This window comes from Bacillus sp. Je.9.29.b, from assembly GCF_051129925.1.
Lineage (GTDB): Bacteria > Bacillota > Bacilli > Bacillales > Bacillaceae > Bacillus > Bacillus safensis.
In genome coordinates this window covers 68,395-85,024 of sequence record NZ_JBCPSO010000005.1, presented here as the reverse complement: position 1 = coordinate 85,024, position 16,630 = coordinate 68,395, and the positions used below count along the sequence as shown (strand labels likewise).

Annotated in this window: 15 protein-coding genes and 1 riboswitch; of the genes, 10 read left to right on the top strand and 5 right to left on the bottom strand. The window is 41.5% G+C overall.

Features of this window, described 5'->3' with window-relative positions; translation table 11 throughout:
- Positions 1-17 precede the first annotated feature (17 nt).
- Positions 18-162: riboswitch (cyclic di-AMP (ydaO/yuaA leader) on the top strand.
- Between the two features lie 112 nt (positions 163-274).
- The 5 genes from AAZR19_RS11495 (at position 275) to AAZR19_RS11475 (ending at position 6,676) form a co-directional block, all read left to right on the top strand.
- On the top strand, positions 275-2,101 hold the full coding sequence (locus tag AAZR19_RS11495) for an APC family permease (protein WP_024425576.1): 1,827 nt from the start codon (positions 275-277) through the stop codon (positions 2,099-2,101).
- A 67-nt stretch (positions 2,102-2,168) separates the two neighbouring features.
- Positions 2,169-3,890, top strand: a complete 1,722-nt coding sequence (locus AAZR19_RS11490; protein ID WP_041106467.1) for a pyruvate oxidase — start codon at positions 2,169-2,171, stop codon at positions 3,888-3,890.
- Between the two features lie 192 nt (positions 3,891-4,082).
- Entirely contained in the window at positions 4,083-5,843 is a 1,761-nt protein-coding gene (locus tag AAZR19_RS11485) for a T7SS effector LXG polymorphic toxin (protein WP_434703404.1), read from the top strand.
- 14 nt (positions 5,844-5,857) lie between these two features.
- Positions 5,858-6,211 (top strand): hypothetical protein, encoded by a 354-nt coding sequence (locus AAZR19_RS11480; RefSeq protein WP_041107490.1) that lies wholly within the window; start codon positions 5,858-5,860, stop codon positions 6,209-6,211.
- Between the two features lie 240 nt (positions 6,212-6,451).
- Entirely contained in the window at positions 6,452-6,676 is a 225-nt protein-coding gene (locus tag AAZR19_RS11475) for a hypothetical protein (RefSeq protein ID WP_041107488.1), read from the top strand.
- Positions 6,677-6,716: 40 nt separating this feature from the next.
- On the opposite strand, the gene AAZR19_RS11470 is transcribed toward AAZR19_RS11475, so the two are convergent.
- From AAZR19_RS11470 to AAZR19_RS11455, 4 genes are all read right to left on the bottom strand, one after another.
- Positions 6,717-6,980: a hypothetical protein gene (locus AAZR19_RS11470; protein ID WP_008346966.1), complete on the bottom strand. Its 264-nt coding sequence runs from the start codon at positions 6,978-6,980 to the stop codon at positions 6,717-6,719.
- Positions 6,981-7,078: 98 nt separating this feature from the next.
- Complete coding sequence (locus AAZR19_RS11465) at positions 7,079-7,648, bottom strand: GNAT family N-acetyltransferase (RefSeq protein WP_041107486.1); 570 nt, start codon at positions 7,646-7,648, stop codon at positions 7,079-7,081.
- Positions 7,649-7,719: 71 nt separating this feature from the next.
- Positions 7,720-8,997 (bottom strand): Nramp family divalent metal transporter, encoded by a 1,278-nt coding sequence (locus AAZR19_RS11460; protein ID WP_218677436.1) that lies wholly within the window; start codon positions 8,995-8,997, stop codon positions 7,720-7,722.
- A 222-nt stretch (positions 8,998-9,219) separates the two neighbouring features.
- Positions 9,220-9,480 carry a GlsB/YeaQ/YmgE family stress response membrane protein gene (locus AAZR19_RS11455; RefSeq protein WP_024427360.1) on the bottom strand — a complete coding sequence of 87 codons (261 nt, stop codon included), beginning with the start codon at positions 9,478-9,480 and terminating at the stop codon, positions 9,220-9,222.
- 156 nt (positions 9,481-9,636) lie between these two features.
- Here AAZR19_RS11455 and AAZR19_RS11450 point away from each other — a divergent pair, with 156 nt between their 5' ends.
- A complete protein-coding gene (locus AAZR19_RS11450; RefSeq protein WP_434703202.1) occupies positions 9,637-10,467 on the top strand; it encodes an EcsC family protein in 831 nt (276 codons plus the stop codon).
- A gap of 26 nt (positions 10,468-10,493) precedes the next feature.
- Here the strand turns inward: AAZR19_RS11450 and AAZR19_RS11445 are convergent, their stop codons facing one another.
- Positions 10,494-11,591 carry a DctP family TRAP transporter solute-binding subunit gene (locus AAZR19_RS11445; RefSeq protein WP_434703200.1) on the bottom strand — a complete coding sequence of 366 codons (1,098 nt, stop codon included), beginning with the start codon at positions 11,589-11,591 and terminating at the stop codon, positions 10,494-10,496.
- A gap of 67 nt (positions 11,592-11,658) precedes the next feature.
- Between AAZR19_RS11445 and AAZR19_RS11440 the strand changes: the two genes are divergently transcribed.
- The 4 genes from AAZR19_RS11440 to AAZR19_RS11425 all read left to right on the top strand — a co-directional run bounded on the left by AAZR19_RS11440 (position 11,659) and on the right by AAZR19_RS11425 (position 16,571).
- Entirely contained in the window at positions 11,659-13,278 is a 1,620-nt protein-coding gene (locus AAZR19_RS11440) for an ATP-binding protein (protein ID WP_434703198.1), read from the top strand.
- Positions 13,275-13,958 carry a response regulator gene (locus AAZR19_RS11435; protein ID WP_034283970.1) on the top strand — a complete coding sequence of 228 codons (684 nt, stop codon included), beginning with the start codon at positions 13,275-13,277 and terminating at the stop codon, positions 13,956-13,958. The genes AAZR19_RS11440 and AAZR19_RS11435 overlap by 4 nt, the downstream gene beginning before the upstream one ends.
- 124 nt (positions 13,959-14,082) lie before the next feature.
- The gene (dctP, locus tag AAZR19_RS11430; protein ID WP_041107478.1) at positions 14,083-15,351 is read left to right on the top strand and encodes a C4-dicarboxylate transporter DctP; all 1,269 of its coding nucleotides are present in this window, start codon (positions 14,083-14,085) and stop codon (positions 15,349-15,351) included.
- A 197-nt stretch (positions 15,352-15,548) separates the two neighbouring features.
- Positions 15,549-16,571, top strand: a complete 1,023-nt coding sequence (locus tag AAZR19_RS11425) for an AI-2E family transporter (protein WP_041107476.1) — start codon at positions 15,549-15,551, stop codon at positions 16,569-16,571.
- Positions 16,572-16,630 lie beyond the last annotated feature (59 nt).

The following is a 16,630-nucleotide window of genomic DNA, read 5'->3' as shown; positions in this document are numbered from 1 at the left end:
GTATGATCTCTTTTATAAAAGACCAATCGCTGAATCATTTCGATGAGCGGGGGAACCATTAGTGGTGCAAGACACCACATGGGGTGAATCCTTTTTAGGTAGGGCAAAGTCTCATGCGCCCGAATCCGTCAGCTAACCTCGTAAGCGTTAAAGAGAGCAAAGACCAACCTGTGATCTAAACAATAGACGCAGGGGCATTCTATTGCCTCTGTGTCTTTTTGGCGATCCATCTTTTGTAACATAAAACGTTTGACACTAAAGGAGCGGGCATCACATGTACAGTTTGATGAAGCGTATTTTAATTGGGAAACCATTAAAATCACAGGCAGCAGGAGAACAAAAACTATCAAAAATCAAAGCATTGGCATTATTGTCATCAGACGCATTGTCATCCGTTGCATACGGTACAGAACAAATCTTGATTGTTCTTTCAGTCGTTAGTGCAGCTGCATTTTGGTACTCACTCCCGATTGCAGGTTGTGTATTAATTCTTTTAATGGCGTTAATTTTATCTTACCGTCAAATTATTTATGCTTATCCAGAAGGCGGAGGGGCCTATGTTGTCTCTAGCAGAAACTTAGGTGAAAAACCAGGACTGGTCGCTGGCGGATCATTGCTTGTAGATTATATTTTGACTGTAGCAGTGAGCATATCAGCGGGTACTGATGCCATCACATCGGCTTTTCCGGCACTATATCCATATCATGTGTTGATTTCAATTGTATTGGTCATCTTGATTATGGTGCTTAACCTTCGTGGATTGACAGAATCAGCATCTATTTTGGCTTATCCCGTATACTTGTTTGTATTATCACTCCTTATACTAATTGGAGTCGGAGGCTTTAAATTATTAACAGGAGGCATCCCGCCAGCACCTGAGCATACAGCGATCGGCACACATGTACCTGGCATTACATTATTTCTTTTATTAAAAGCATTTTCGTCTGGCTGTTCAGCACTGACTGGGGTAGAAGCCATTTCAAATACCATTCCATCTTTTAAAAAACCAGCTGCACAAAATGCAGCGAGAACATTATTGATGATGGGTGGATTACTAGCTGTTTTATTTGTGGGTGTAACATTGCTTGCGTTTGGTTTTGGCATCTCACCAAAGCCAGAAGAAACGGTTGTATCACAAATTGCATCAGATACATTTGGACGTACATTTTTCTATTATGTCATTCAGGCTGTCACAGCTTTAATCTTGATATTAGCGGCAAACACCGGTTTTTCCGCCTTTCCTTTATTGGCGGTCAACTTAGCAAAGGATAAATATATGCCGCGCATGTTTACTGTAAGAGGGGATCGACTCGGTTACTCTAATGGCATTATCTTTTTAGGTGTAGCTTCTATGCTGCTCATTTGGTTATTTGATGGGAAAACGGAACACCTCATTCCGCTATATGCCGTCGGTGTATTTATTCCATTTACGTTGTCACAGACCGGTATGTGTGTGAAGTGGATTCGTGAAAAACCGCAGGGCTGGAAAACGAAAATGCCTATCAATATAGTCGGAGCACTGATTTCTTTCACCGTTCTCATGATTCTCATTTTGACCAAGTTCCATCTTGTATGGCCAGTATTTGTTTTCATGCCAATTGTGCTATTGATCTTTCATTCCATTAAAAAGCATTATCTGTCTGTTGGAGAACAATTGCGTTTAATGAATGAAACAGAGCCTGTTGAGATAAAAGGAAATGTGGTCATCGTGCCAATAGCAGGAGTAACACGTGTCGTCGAGCAATCTGTTCAATATGCAAAATCCTTATCAGAGCAAGTCATAGCAGTTCATGTATCTTTTGATAAAGAAAAAGATAAGAAAATTGAAGCGGATTGGGAAAAACTGAACAGCGGTGTGCGGCTTGTGATATTGCATTCGTCTTATCGAAGTCTTATTCATCCGCTTGATAAATTTCTTGAAACGGTTGAGGCAAAAGCAAATGCGCATCAATATAAAGTGATGGTGCTTGTGCCTCAATTTATCCCGAAAAAAAGATGGCATACGATCTTGCATAACCAATCTGCCTTTTTATTAAGGTTCCGTCTATTATGGAAACGGGATATTGTGGTCGCCACCCTTCCATATCATTTTAAAAAGTAGCAGCAAGTTGAAACGTTTGATCAAAAGGGTGCGGTGGTATGGAGTAAGAAAAAAGGAGTTTTCTCACATGCCGCAAAGAACCGCAGGAAAAGAAGTAACAGCGCTACTGGAAGAGTGGGGCGTAAAACATATTTATGGAATGCCCGGCGACAGCATAAACGAATTGATTGAAGAGCTTAGGCATGAATCAAGCCAAATACAATTTATACAAACGAGACATGAAGAAGTGGCGGCACTCTCAGCGGCGGCTGATGCCAAACTAACAGGTAAGCTCGGTGTCTGCTTATCCATCGCTGGACCGGGTGCTGTCCACTTATTAAATGGACTATACGATGCAAAAGCAGATGGCGCACCCGTTTTAGCAATTGCAGGGCAGGTTGCGTCGAATGAAGTAGGAAGAGACACATTTCAAGAAATCAAATTAGAGCGGATGTTTGACGACGTCGCTGTCTTTAATCAGCAGGTACAAACAGCAGAAGCTCTGCCTGATTTATTGAATCAAGCCATTAAAGCAGCTTATACCCATAAAGGGGTGGCTGTTCTCACCGTATCAGATGACTTATTTTCTCAAAAAATTAAGCGTAAGCCTGTTTATACATCTCCTCTTTATGTTGAGGGAGAGGTACGGCCAAAGAAAGATCAACTGCTAAAGGCAGCACAGCTAATTAACAATGCGAAGAAGCCAGTCATCTTAGCAGGTAAAGGATTACGAAATGCAAAAGAAGAGCTTCTTTCATTTGCAGAAAAGGCTGCTGCACCTATTGTCATCACACTTCCTGCAAAAGGGGTTGTGCCAGACAGGCATCCATACTTTTTAGGAAACCTAGGTCAAATTGGAACGAAGCCAGCTTATGAAGCGATGGAAGAGTGTGATCTCTTAATTATGCTTGGAACTTCCTTTCCGTATAGAGACTACTTACCAGAGGACACACCTGCCATTCAACTGGATATTAAACCAGATCAAATCGGTAAAAGATATCCAGTAGACGTAGGAATCGTGAGTGACAGCAAGAGTGGTTTGCAGGAACTGACCTCCTACATTGAATATAAAGAGCAGCGTGGTTTCCTTGAAGCTTGTACAGAGCATATGATGAAATGGCGAGAAGAAATGGATAAGGAAAAATCCGTTGCCACATCACCGCTTAAACCGCAGCAAGTCATTGCTAGACTAGAAGAAGCAGTCGAAGACGACGCCATTCTTTCTGTTGATGTAGGGAATGTGACCGTATGGATGGCACGACATTTCGAAATGAAACAGCAGGATTTCATCATTTCCAGCTGGCTTGCCACAATGGGCTGTGGTTTGCCTGGAGCGATCTCTGCTAAGTTAAATGAACCGAATCGTCAAGCGGTTGCTGTCTGTGGTGATGGTGGCTTCACAATGGTCATGCAAGACTTTGTGACAGCGGTAAAATATAAACTGCCAATCGTTGTTGTGATCTTAAACAACAACAACCTTGGAATGATTGAATATGAACAACAGGTAAAAGGAAACATCAATTATGGTATAGAGCTGGAAGATATTGATTTTGCTAAGTTTGCAGAAGCATGCGGCGGCAAAGGAATCTCCGTGTCATCACATGAAGAACTAGCTCCAGCTTTTAGTGAAGCCCTTCAATCTGATAAACCCGTCATTATTGATGTTGCTGTCACCAATGAACCGCCGTTACCTGGGAAAATTACGTACACACAAGCAGCCGGTTTTAGTAAGTACTTACTGAAAAAATTCTTTGAAAAAGGCGAGCTGGATATCCCTCCACTCAAGAAAAGTTTAAAACGCTTTTTCTAAACAAAATGTAGTCGGTCCTCTCAAAAGAGGACTGACTTTTTTGTGATGAAAGAAAAAATATTTCAATTATCACTTGTTTTATTTCCTCTAAAAATATATGGAAATTATTTTTGTAACTTAAAGCCTATTTTTCCAATTCGCTGAGAAAGGTAAAATAGACTTTATGATCAATAATGGAGGGAGTGACTTCTTCTGGGCAAGATACTTGATGCAAAAGCACTAACAAGTGCCATGGACACAAGGGCAAAACACTACCAGGAACTCCGCGAACAAATGGTAGATTTAAAAAAGGCATTACAAGGTGTGGCCAATCTCGGTGATGATTTCACTGGGAAAGGTGCAGATAATATTAAAAGTTTCTATAAAGAGCTTGCTGGAAATGTAGACATGTTTATCAGCTTCATTGATAAACAAAAAGCCTTTCATGAAGGTGTTTCTGGGACACTGGATGATACGAGCTTTGGCGGCGATACCTTTGTAGAAGAACACTTTTTAGACAACGCAGTACATATGGGCATCAAGAATGCCAAAAGCATTGTGAAGGATCAAAAAAAGGCACTCAAAACGATTTTTCAAGATATTGATGACCTCATTTCCCTAGAGGTATTTGATAGCCAAACCTTTGATGAAAAAATAGAAGATGCGGAAGATGAACGAAAAAAGACAGTCAAAGAACTAAGAGAGCTTGATCAAAATTTAAAAGATGAATATGCTTTGTCAGAGACGGAGCAGCAAGCTACAATGGCATTGTACGCTGAAATGATGAATGCGACAAATGACGGAAAAGCGATTTCGCCTATGAATTTTGATAAGAAAGCGTATCAAAATAGCGACATCTACAAGGCAAAAAGCGATATTGAGAAGCAAACTTCTGAATATCTGAAAATCAAAAAAGAACAAGAAGAAGCCCGAAAGATTGCGAAGGAACAAGAAGCGCTCGCCAACCGTCCTTGGTATGAAAAAGCACTCGATTATGGTGGAAACATCGTGAATGAACTGACAGGTGTGAACGATGCAAAACGTGCCGCAACGGGCATTGATCCAATCACAGGCGAGGAACTCACCGCAGGACAGCGAGTCGCTGCAGGCGGCATGGCAGCAGCAGGTTACATCCCAATCGTCGGCTGGGCAGGGCGCATTTTCAAAGGCGGGAAAGCTGTCTATAAAACGACCCAAGCCACATCAGCCGCAGTCAGGGCGGTCGATATCTACAAGACATCACAAAAATCCTTTGACGCCCTGAAAACATCTCAAAAAGGTTTATATGGCCTCACCGCCACCAACGGCTTCAGCGAAGCGATCACAGGCCGAGATATGTTTGGAAACAAGATCTCAAAAGAACAGCAGGAAGCGAGTATGAACGCGGCTCTGGGGATGCTTTTGCCGTTTGGGGCTAAAGGGTTTCATGGGAAGATGGGGATTAAGAGTACAGAAAAAACTTTGAGTAATAAAAAAGTAGCAGTAGGTGAAGAAATTATTGCTCAGAGGGTACAGAAAGTAGAATTAGATTTAACTACAAAAGTTACACCTTACAAATCGTTAAGTCGGAATCAGCAGAAGAAAATAAAGGAAAAGATTGAAAATCGTACTGTTACAAAGGAAGAGTATAAACGATATCAATGGGATAAAAGATTCTCCAAAAGAAGGGCTGCAGGGGTTACTGAATTCTGGAAACAAGAAAAGAAAAGAATTTTAGATGGAGAATCTACAACAAGGAATTGGACTAATGAACAAAAACAAGAGATTTTAAAAAGCAAAAAACCACAATATAATGGGAAATCCATTATCGGACACCATACTTACAATGCTATGAATTATCCACATATCAGTAATAGAGGAGAATTAATTTATCCTGTGACTGGAAGAGAACATTTAAAGGGTTGGCATGGAGGAAGTTATAGCAAAAATGCACCTGGTAGACCTGTTAATCCAGATTATTTAGAGGAATTTTAATAGGGAGGAAAAATATGAGTAAGATAGCTATTAAGATAAGCTCAAAAGGTCCAATTAATAAATATGTATTACCTTTAAGAAAGTACACCGGTTTAGGAATTACAGATATAAAAAGTGGGATTGAAAACAAGGACTTTTTTTCCGAAACGGATGCAAATGATATTGATAGTATGGAAAGTTTAAAGGAATTAGTTGATGCTTTACTGAATTTGGGAGCGGATGTGAAAATCTTTGATAGTGATGAATATGGTGAAGGAATATTTAATTATCAAGAAATTTCTTACGATGAATTGATCAATAGTATTGAGCGATTAAAAGAAATAATGGAAGAATTACAGGATTACGACGATGCTATATCTGATGAGTGAAAGTGAACAATTAATAAAAGAATAATGAATGGAGCTTTGCCAGTAAAAGAACCTATGTAATTTTAACGTCTAAATGATGACATAAAAACTAAAAGATTACGATACTATGTTAACCTTGATTTTTTTACGAAATATCAAGGTTTTTTAAACTGAAAATGCACTTGCAAACTCAATCACCCACTCATAATTGGAAATTACATGTTAAACTAATCCAATCACCACAAAAAAGGAGCTAAAACCATGCTATGGATTTTCACACAAAACCAGCAAAGTTTCGTTCATGTCCACGAAATCACAGTAGCCGGCAAAAAGATTGAAGGGATGATCGCAGGAAGCGATACTTGGGTCAAGACTCTCGGTAAGTATGACTCAAATGATCGTGCAGCAGAGGTCCTTCAAGACATTGTGAAAACGATTGAAGCCAATCAAGATGCCACTGTGACTTACAGAATGCCAAATCAATAAAAAAGAAACCACCTTTCCATTGCGAAAAGGTGGTTTTTGTTTATGATGGTGTTTTTGTAAAGGCTAAAAATAAAGGAATGCCTGTGCCGACAAGGGTTGTGGCAAATAGGAACATACCGCAAATGAATAGAAAATGGCTGGCTGAAAAGACAAGTGCCAGAATGAGAAAAACGATGCTGAGTCCTGCCATGCTATATGATGGGACAAAGCGGCGTTTGTAGGTGGCTTTCTTTGTTAAGAATGAGAAGAAAATGCCAAATAATAAAGGGACAATCCATAAGTAAAATAAAATAATAAGAGACATACTTCATACCTCGATTTTTCCTTCTATTTTATCAGATGCTGATCGCAACCGATACTACAAAGCTTCACTTTGTAAAATAATTCATGCAATCGACACAATTACGTGGGCTGATTCATAGAATGCGTTTTTTCTTTCATATATTCAGGCTGCAAAAGGGCGTATACACAATGATCCGTAAAGCGGTCGCCCAGCCATTCACATTGTCTCAAAATGCCTTCAAGCGAAAAGGATAATCGCTCTGCGATGCGTCTGCTCTTCAGGTTATCGACAGCAGCCCTGATTTCAATGCGGTGCAGTCCACATTCTTCAAATAAATAACGAATGACTGCTTTGCACGCTTTTGTCATGATGCCTTTTCCTTGATAGCCTTCTCCGAGCCAATAGCCAATTGAAACAGTCCTGTCGATCCAATGAATTTGGTGGGTGCCGATGATCCCGACAAGCTCTCCATGTGACCAGATGCCCGCTTGAAAACCGTTGTTCTGCAAGGCTTGCTGCATTGCGCCTTGAATGAACGCCATGCTGTCTTCCTCTGTTTTCGTTGAATCCACCCAAAGCATCCATTCACGTAAATGCTCTCTTGACCGCTGGATGAGCAAATATAGACTTCGTGCGTCTCTTGGCTCAAGCAGCCGCATAGCTATCTCTTGATCCTGATAAAAAAACATGTGCCCACATCCTCTCAGGGGAATTTTACCATAACCATATGAAAAGAAAAAGACAGCATCACTACTGTCTTTTACATAAACGTATCCACAATTAAAAAGAGATTGAGTGCGACAACGAGAGCTGCTATCACCCAAGATATTCCTGTTACCCAGCGGGCATTCGTTAATTCGCCCATAATTCGTTTTTTACTTGTAAATAAAATGAGCGGAATTAAAGCAAAGGCAATACCAAAGGATAAGACCACCTGACTCATCACAAGTGCGGATGTCGGATTCACCCCAGATGCAATGATCACAATAGGGGGAATCATGGTAATCAGCCGGCGGACATACAGTGGAATGCGGTATTGAATAAAACCCTGCATAATGATATCGCCTGACAATGTACCGACAGAAGAGCTTGATAGTCCGGCTACAAGCAGGCCTACACCAAATAAGATAGCTGATACAGGACCTGCGAGTGTGTTAAAATGCTGGAACGCAACATCCAGATCTTCAACAAAAAGACCATTTTTATAAAATAGAGCGGCTGCCACAATCAACATACTGGCATTGATGGCTCCAGCAACTAGCATCGCAATGAGGATATCTAAAAACTCAAAGCGAAAAATCTGTTTTTTCTCCTTTTCCGTTCTGCCGACGACTCTTCTTTGGGTTAATGCTGAATGTAAATAAATCGCGTGCGGCATTACAGTGGCACCTAAAATTCCAGCTGCAAGCAGTACACTATCTGCGCCATCAAATTTTGGAATGAAAAGCCCGCCTGCGACACTTGCCATATCAGGCTTGGCGACAAAGGTTTGCACAGCGAAAGCGATCACGACAACGAACAGCATGCCGGTGATGCCGGCTTCTAATGCTCGATATCCCCGTCTTTGCAATTCTAAAATCGCAAATGATCCGATGGCTGCAATAATAGATGCTTCAAGCAAAGGAATCCGAAAGAGCAAGTATAAACCAAGTGCCGCTCCAATAAACTCAGCTAAATCTGTGGCAATAATAACGAGTTCGCCCTGAATCCATAAACCGATGGAGACGGGTTTCGGAAACTCTTCACGTGCGATTTCAGGTAAGTTTTTCCCTGTCGCTATTCCAAGCTTTGCGGATAAGGATTGGATGAGCAACGCCATAAGGTTTGATATAAGAATGACCCATAAGAGAAGATATCCATACTTAGAGCCAGCCGCAATGTTGGTGGCAAAATTCCCTGGATCAATATATGCAATGGCAGCGATAAAAGCAGGGCCTAGAAAAGGAAGAAGCCTTCTAAATCCTTTGACCTTACCTTCAAGTGCACGCTCAGCTGCCGCTGACATGTGTGCCTGTGCCTCGATGTATTTGTTTGTCATATGTCATCACCTAGATTCTACAAAGTTTTGCTTGGGCACAAAAAGTTTCCTTCATGCAATTTTTAATCATCATATGCCCATCTTCATGAAAAGTCAACTATCTGAACTAATAGGTTTGTTTATCATATGTAAGTGAAAAAAATAGATACCTTGTCAACGCGCAACATAAAAAACACCGCCCCTTAGACGGTGTCCCTACTGCTTCCTCTTTTATTTGTTTTTTTAAGATACCCTTGATCCCACGCTGCGGAAGATCAGGCTTAAAATAATGACAAAGATTGCTGCTCCTAAGATCGCTGGAATGATCGCAAAGCCTGCCAGACTAGGACCCCACGTTCCAAGTAATCCATGACCAATCCAAGCGCCTACAAACCCGGCAATCATTGAGCCGATCCATCCTCCTGGTACACTGCCTCCAGCGAGTGCACTCCCAATGAGACCGATGACAATCGCCACAACTAATGAAATTAGAAATCCTAACATGTTGATCACTCCTCTTTTGTTTGTTTATTAAGCAATAACCGTTTTGAAAAAGATTAAAACCTTTCGGAACCGCTTCAATGTTCTATACGTATGATGGACAAGGATTGTGTATAATAACAGACAAATACTTCAGCGGCATCTAAGGAGGCATATGACATGGAGGAAAGAGAATGGCTAAAAGCACAATTAAAGGAGATTGAAAAGTGGGAGAAAGACCAGCAAAAGGTATGGTTTTGGGAGAAGCTCAGCCGCCTTCCATTTCAAATGCTGGACAAGCTGACGCCTGCTTTTATTCAGAAAAAAATCGGTGTGCTGCTAGACGAAATGGGTCATTACATTCAATCTGGCGGTGCCTATTTGACGTCGGAAAAAAGCATCATTCATCAATTTCAAAAGAAGTGTGAGGGCGAATCCATTCAGCGCATAGAGGATATTGGAAAGGCCCCGATCGAAATGATGGATGCCATTAGTGAACATATGGGGAAAAACAGAACGAATCTCGCGACGGTGCAAGGGGCGACAACTGGTGTCGGCGGAATGTTTACGCTAGCCGCTGATATTCCTGCGGTGCTGGGTCTCTCTCTGAAAACATTACAGGATATTGCCGTCACCTATGGCTATGATCCTAAAAACAAAGAGGAGCGGGTCTTCATCATTAAATGCTTGCAGCTGAACTCTGCGGATGTCGTTGGAAAGAAATCGATTCTAAAAGAGCTGAAAAGCTATCATGCATCCGAAGGGAAACATGAAAACATGATTTCCCAAATCCAAGGGTGGCGTGAGGTCGTCTATAATTACCGGGATTCGTTCGGCTGGAAGAAACTATTTCAGCTTGTGCCCATTGCTGGGATTTTGTTTGGTGCCGTTTCGAACCGCTCACAATTAAAAGGAATTGCCGAAACAGGCATGATGCAATACCGAAAGCGAAGAATTTTAACAAGATTAGAAGAGCTCACGCAGCAAGAACAGAGTGAGTCCGGCGCATAAAAAAAATCCCATATCAAAGGGATTTTTTATTTGCTCTCATCCTCTTCCTGAAAAGCATGAATAGGTGAGTGTTCATAACGTGCACGCAGTTCGCGAATCTGTTTGATGAGGGTGGAGCCGATCGTTTTTTCGGCTTCATCATACAAAGGATCAAGGGCTTTCATCCATTTTTGTCTTTCAGCTGGCGTCAATTCATGAATGGCAATCGGCGATTCACGTTTAATGTCCTCCAGCTGATCTTTGTTCATCTGTTCTGCGTGCTTTTCATTCCAAGCCGTTGTTTCTTCCATGGCTTCAAGTAAAATTCGTTTCGTTTCGGGTGTCTGGCGGTCAAAGAAGGATTGATCTGTTAAGACCACATAGCCTAAATACCCGTGATTGCTGATCGTCATATAGTCTTGTATATGATAGAATTTTTTTGAATAAATATTTGAAATGGTATTTTCTTCGCCGTCTACTTTTTTGGTTTCTAATAGCTGAAACGTTGAATTAAATGATTCCTGATAGGGCTTTGCGCCAAGGAGTTTGAATTGTTTTTCAATCATGTCGCTTTGCATAATGCGGAGAGACTGGTTTTTTAAATCAGCCGGCTGTTGGATGGGCCCTTTATTAGAGGTAATTTGCTTAAAGCCATTTGTCCAATAAGCCATTCCCTTTAATCCATCTTTTTGCAGCGTGCCAAACAACCTTTGTCCAATTGCACCGTGCAGGCCTTCTTGAACCGCATTGTAATTTGAAAAAGCAAAGGGAAGATCAAGTGCCAGCCACTCAGGGGACAGCATGCCGAGCTTCGAGGTAGACGGAGCGATAAATTGAACTTGATTCTCTTCGAGTGCATTAATCTCTTCAATATCAGAATAAAGGCTTCCGTTGGAGAAAATTTGAATGCTGATCTTTCCATCGGATTTTTCGTGCACGAGCTCAGCAAATTTCTTTGCGGCAAGTCCTTTAGGTGTATTGTCTGCCACGACATGGCTGAATTTGAACACAAGCTGGTCCTTCAGCCCTGTCTGTTCATCATCAAAGGTTGTCGCTGATTTTGGCATCATATGATAAAAACCAAAGTATAAAGCGGTTACAAAACCGATCATGAGCAATAGTGTATAAGCGAGTAAATTCTTCATGCGTCAGATCCCCCTTATGTCAAGCATACTTGACAGAGGGAGAATTCGTAAAGATACAGGTGAAAAAATGATGAGAAATCAATTGAAATTACAACAATTATCTATTAGATGGAAGCTTACCATCCTCACATATTTCGTTGTCATTTTCGCCCTTTTAATCGGAGGAATTGTTCTTGTTGGGGGAATTCAGCAAACAGAGGAACGGGAGCTTCGAAAAAGACTCATGAACACGGCGAGAACCGTGGCTGAGATGAATGAGGTGAAGCGGGCGTTAGCTGATCAGACAAAGGATCGTGATCAGTTACAGCATGCAATCGAAGAGATTCGGATTATTCAAGATGCTGACTATATTGTCGTGATGGATATGGATCATGTGAGATTAACGCATCCAGTGAAAACGAGGATTGGCCAGCGCTCAGAAGGAACTGATGAAGAGCCGGCTTTTGCAGAGCATATTTATTTCTCAGAAGCAGAGGGAGAGCTTGGAACAGCCATCAGAGCTTTTTATCCAGTCAAGGATGATCAATTTAATCAAACAGGGGTTGTGCTTGTAGGAAGAACTCTGCCAAGTATGGCAGATATATTAGGAGAAATGAAGCAGGATATCCTCATGATTCTCCTGCTGACGCTCAGCTTTGGGCTTGTGGGTTCATTTTTGCTCGCCCGTCATATTAAACAGCAAATGTTTAAGCTGGAGCCGCATGAGATTGTCAGAATGCTAGAGGAACGCACTGCAACCTTTCACTCTATTAATGAAGGGGTCATCGCCATTGATAATCAGCACATGATCACCATTTTTAATGAGAAGGCGAAGCAGATTTTTGGCGTAACAGGTGATGTCGTGGGCCGGAATATTTGGGGTGTGCTGTCTGATACGAGACTTCCTGAAATTATTGATCGCGCAGAACCTGTCTACAATGAAGAAATTCATATGAGCGGAAAGCGGATCATGAGCAGCCGGATTCCGATAGTCATGAAAAAGAAGATCATCGGAGCGGTCGCCATTTTTCAGGACCGGACAGAAGCAGCAAAATTGGCGGAGGAGCTCACAGGGGTTAAGAACTTTGTGGACGGTTTGCGGGTGCAAAACCATGAACATATGAATAAGCTTCATACGATTGCCGGGCTGATTCAGCTTGGTAAAGCCGATCAGGCGCTCGATCTAGCCTTTCAAACGACAGAGGAGCAGGAACATGTGACGGACTTTCTTCATCGCGTCATAGAGCATGATGCTGTCGCAGGGTTATTGATGAGCAAAATCAGAAGGGGCAAGGAGCTTGGCATCATGGTCGAAGTAGATGAACATAGCTGTCTGCGTGATTTCCCTGAACGGCTTGATCAGCATGATATGACGAAGCTGCTTGGAAATCTCATTGAGAACGCCTTTGCCTCGTATGATACTGTAGAAAGAGACACAAAAGTCATTTCCATTAGTATCGATCAAACGGAGGATGTTCTTGCGATTTTAATTGAAGACAATGGCTCCGGCATCGAAGAGGAACTGATTCCTTCTATTTTCGATAAAGGCTTCACACACGGCAAAGAGGGCGGAACAGGCTATGGCCTGTATATTGTAAAAACGATTATCGACAAAGGGATGGGAAGTGTAGAGGTCACATCAAGCATCGGCATTGGTACCACCTTCTCAATCGAATTCCCAATGACCATAGAGGAGAGAGACAGATGACTCAGATTAAGGTGCTGTTAATTGAAGATGACCCGATGGTGCAAGAAGTGAATAAAGAGTTCATTATGAGTGTTCCTGGCTTTCAAGTTGCAGCTGTCGCTGGGAATGGGGAGCAGGGCATCCAGCTGATCAAAGAAATTCGTCCAGACCTCGTGGTACTTGATGTATATATGCCAAAAAAGGATGGCGTCAAAACGCTGCAAGACATCAGAAAACAGAAGATGAAAGTGGACGTGATTGTCATTTCAGCAGCGAAGGACAAAGAGACCATCGGCATCATGCTTCAAAATGGTGCGCGGGATTATATTATTAAACCATTCAAATTTGAACGAATGAAAGAATCACTTGAAAGCTATAAGGCGTTTAAATCAAAAATCCAAACTGCAGCAGAATTCTCTCAGGAGATGCTCGATGATATCATACGAAAGCCTGCTGTTAAGCAGGAAGATACTTGGCTTCCTAAAGGGCTGAATGTGCATACGATGAACGAAATTAAAGCGTATATGGGCTTGCAGGAAGGCGCGCAGTCTGCAGAAGAAGTCGCCAATGCACTTGGCATTGCCCGCGTCACGGCACGCCGGTATTTAGACTTCCTCGTCAAAGAAGGCGAGCTGAAATTAGATATGCAATATGGGGGGATTGGACGGCCTGTGAATAAATATATCGTACATTCTGACTAAGAGACCAAAAAGACCAAAATGTACGATATGTCCATAAGCTTCACAGCCTTTGATGAAATCGCTATCATTTATCTACAGATAATAGTTAAGCGTTTACATCAAAGGGTAAGGGAGTTGATTTTTTATGAAAAGGCTTTTGAAGAACCTGACATTTCAGGTGATTGCAGCTGTCATCATCGGGATCATTGTCGGGATGGTTTGGCCAAACGTTGGAAAAGAAATGAAGCCGCTTGGTGATACCTTTATCAATGCCGTTAAAATGGTCATTGCACCAATTATTTTCTTAACCATTGTTCTTGGTATTGCCAAGATGGGGGATATGAAAAAGGTTGGAAAAGTTGGGGGAAAAGCATTTATTTATTTTGAAGTCGTCACGACACTTGCTCTGGTCATCGGTCTTTTTGTTGTGAATATCATGAAGCCGGGTGCAGGTCTTGACTATAGCAAGCTTGAAAAAGGGGATGTCTCACAATATACCCAAAATGGCGGACAGGGTATCGACTGGATGGAATTTGTTACACACATCGTGCCATCTAACATGGTTGATGCTTTCGCAAAGGGTGATATTTTACAGGTCTTATTCTTCTCTATTTTATTCGGTGTTGCGCTCGCTGCTCTTGGCGAGAAGGGGAAAGGCATCATCGAATGGCTTGATAAGCTGTCACTTGTTTTCTTTAAAATCATTGGATATATCATGCGTGCTGCGCCGCTCGGTGCGTTTGGGGCAATGGCTTATACAATCGGACACTTTGGGCTGGCATCGATTAAACCGCTGGCAAGTTTGATGCTCTCCGTTTATATGACGATGTTCCTGTTCATCTTCGTTGTGCTGAACATCATTTGTAAAATGTATGGCTTCAGCCTGCTAGGTTATTTAAGGTTTATCAAGGATGAAATTTTGATTGTTCTTGGCACAAGTTCTTCAGAATCCGTGCTGCCAAGAATGATGGATAAAATGGAACGCTACGGGTGCTCTAAGTCTGTTGTTGGTCTTGTCATTCCAACAGGTTATTCCTTTAACCTAGACGGAACTTCAATCTATTTATCAATGGCCGTCGTCTTCTTGGCGCAAGTGTTTGGTGTAGACCTGTCGATCGGTCAGCAGATCACTATTATCCTTGTTCTGATGCTTACATCAAAGGGAGCAGCTGGGGTGACAGGAAGCGGATTTATCGTGCTTGCATCTACTCTTGCGGCACTACAGGTCATTCCGTTAGAGGGTCTAGCACTGCTGCTTGGGGTTGACCGCTTCATGAGTGAAGGAAGAGCGATTACAAACCTCATTGGAAATGGAATCGCAACAATTGTTGTCGCGAAGAGTGAAGGTGAATTTGACGAAGCGAAGAGCAAAACAGCACTTCAGGAAATGCGGAATATGAAGCAGGCTGTTTAGTATAAAAACAACCAAAAACCGAAACCTTATGTTCTACATGGGTTCGGTTTTTTTGTGTAAAAAAGAAAAACCAATAAAATTAATACAAATCGTAAGACCTCTTTGACCTTTTATTATATAATTTACAGAAAGATCCGATATAATGTATATCAGATACGATGAAAAATAGACTTTAGTCCTGGCAGGTGTGTAACGTAATGACGGCATTTTTAAAATTGTTCGAAAAACCCGGTGTTAAGCGGTTTTCAGTATTTGTAGTATTAGCCACAGCATTATATCTATTAAGAGGAATGATGAATTTAATCCTTTTGACCTTCATTTTCACCTTTTTGATGAATCGGTTAGAAGAGGTCATTAGAGGCTTTTTAAATCGCTTCCTGAAAATAGGACAGAAATCGGTCATTACCATTTTGTATATTCTTCTGGCTGGTGGATTGACATTTGGCGGATTCGTTTTTGTGCCAATCATCGCCAAACAGGTAGAGCAGCTATTCCGTTTAGGAAAGAAAATTGCAGATCACCCACAAGATTTACCCTTCTTTGACGTCATCACGAACGTATTCGGAGATTTTAAAATATCAGCTTTCTTTGAGAAAGGGTTTAATTTCCTCTATACATACATAACCGATTTCAGCACGTTCAGTATCCAGGTCATTATGTCCTTAATATTAAGCATGTTCTTCCTGTTCGAAAAAGAACGCCTCATTCAATTCATGAACAAGTTCAAAACGAGTAAAATCTCCGTGTTCTATCATGAAATTGCCTTCTTTGGACGTAAATTTTCCCGAACGTTTGGAAAAGTACTTGAAGCTCAGTTTATTATTGCAACCGTTAATTGTGTGCTAACGACCATTGCGCTAGGCATTATGGGTTTTCCGCAGTTATTTGGATTAGCGGTCATGGTCTTTTTGCTAGGCTTAATCCCAGTAGCGGGTGTGGTTATCTCTCTTATTCCACTCAGCATCATTGCGTATACACTCGGAGGCGGAATGTATGTCCTGTATATTGTGCTGGTGATTGTGATTATCCATGCTATTGAAGCATACTTCTTGAATCCGAAGCTCATGTCAGCTAAAACAGAACTCCCTATTTTCTTCACGTTTATTGTGCTGATTTTCTCTGAACACTATATTGGCATTTGGGGACTTATCATCGGTATCCCAATCTTTGTCTTTATTTTAGATATTCTTGAAGTTACAAATAGGGAAGAAAGTAATTAAAAAGTTCATATGAACCTGTTTACAATTTTCTAAAAATAAGGTATAAATGGTATGAAAAT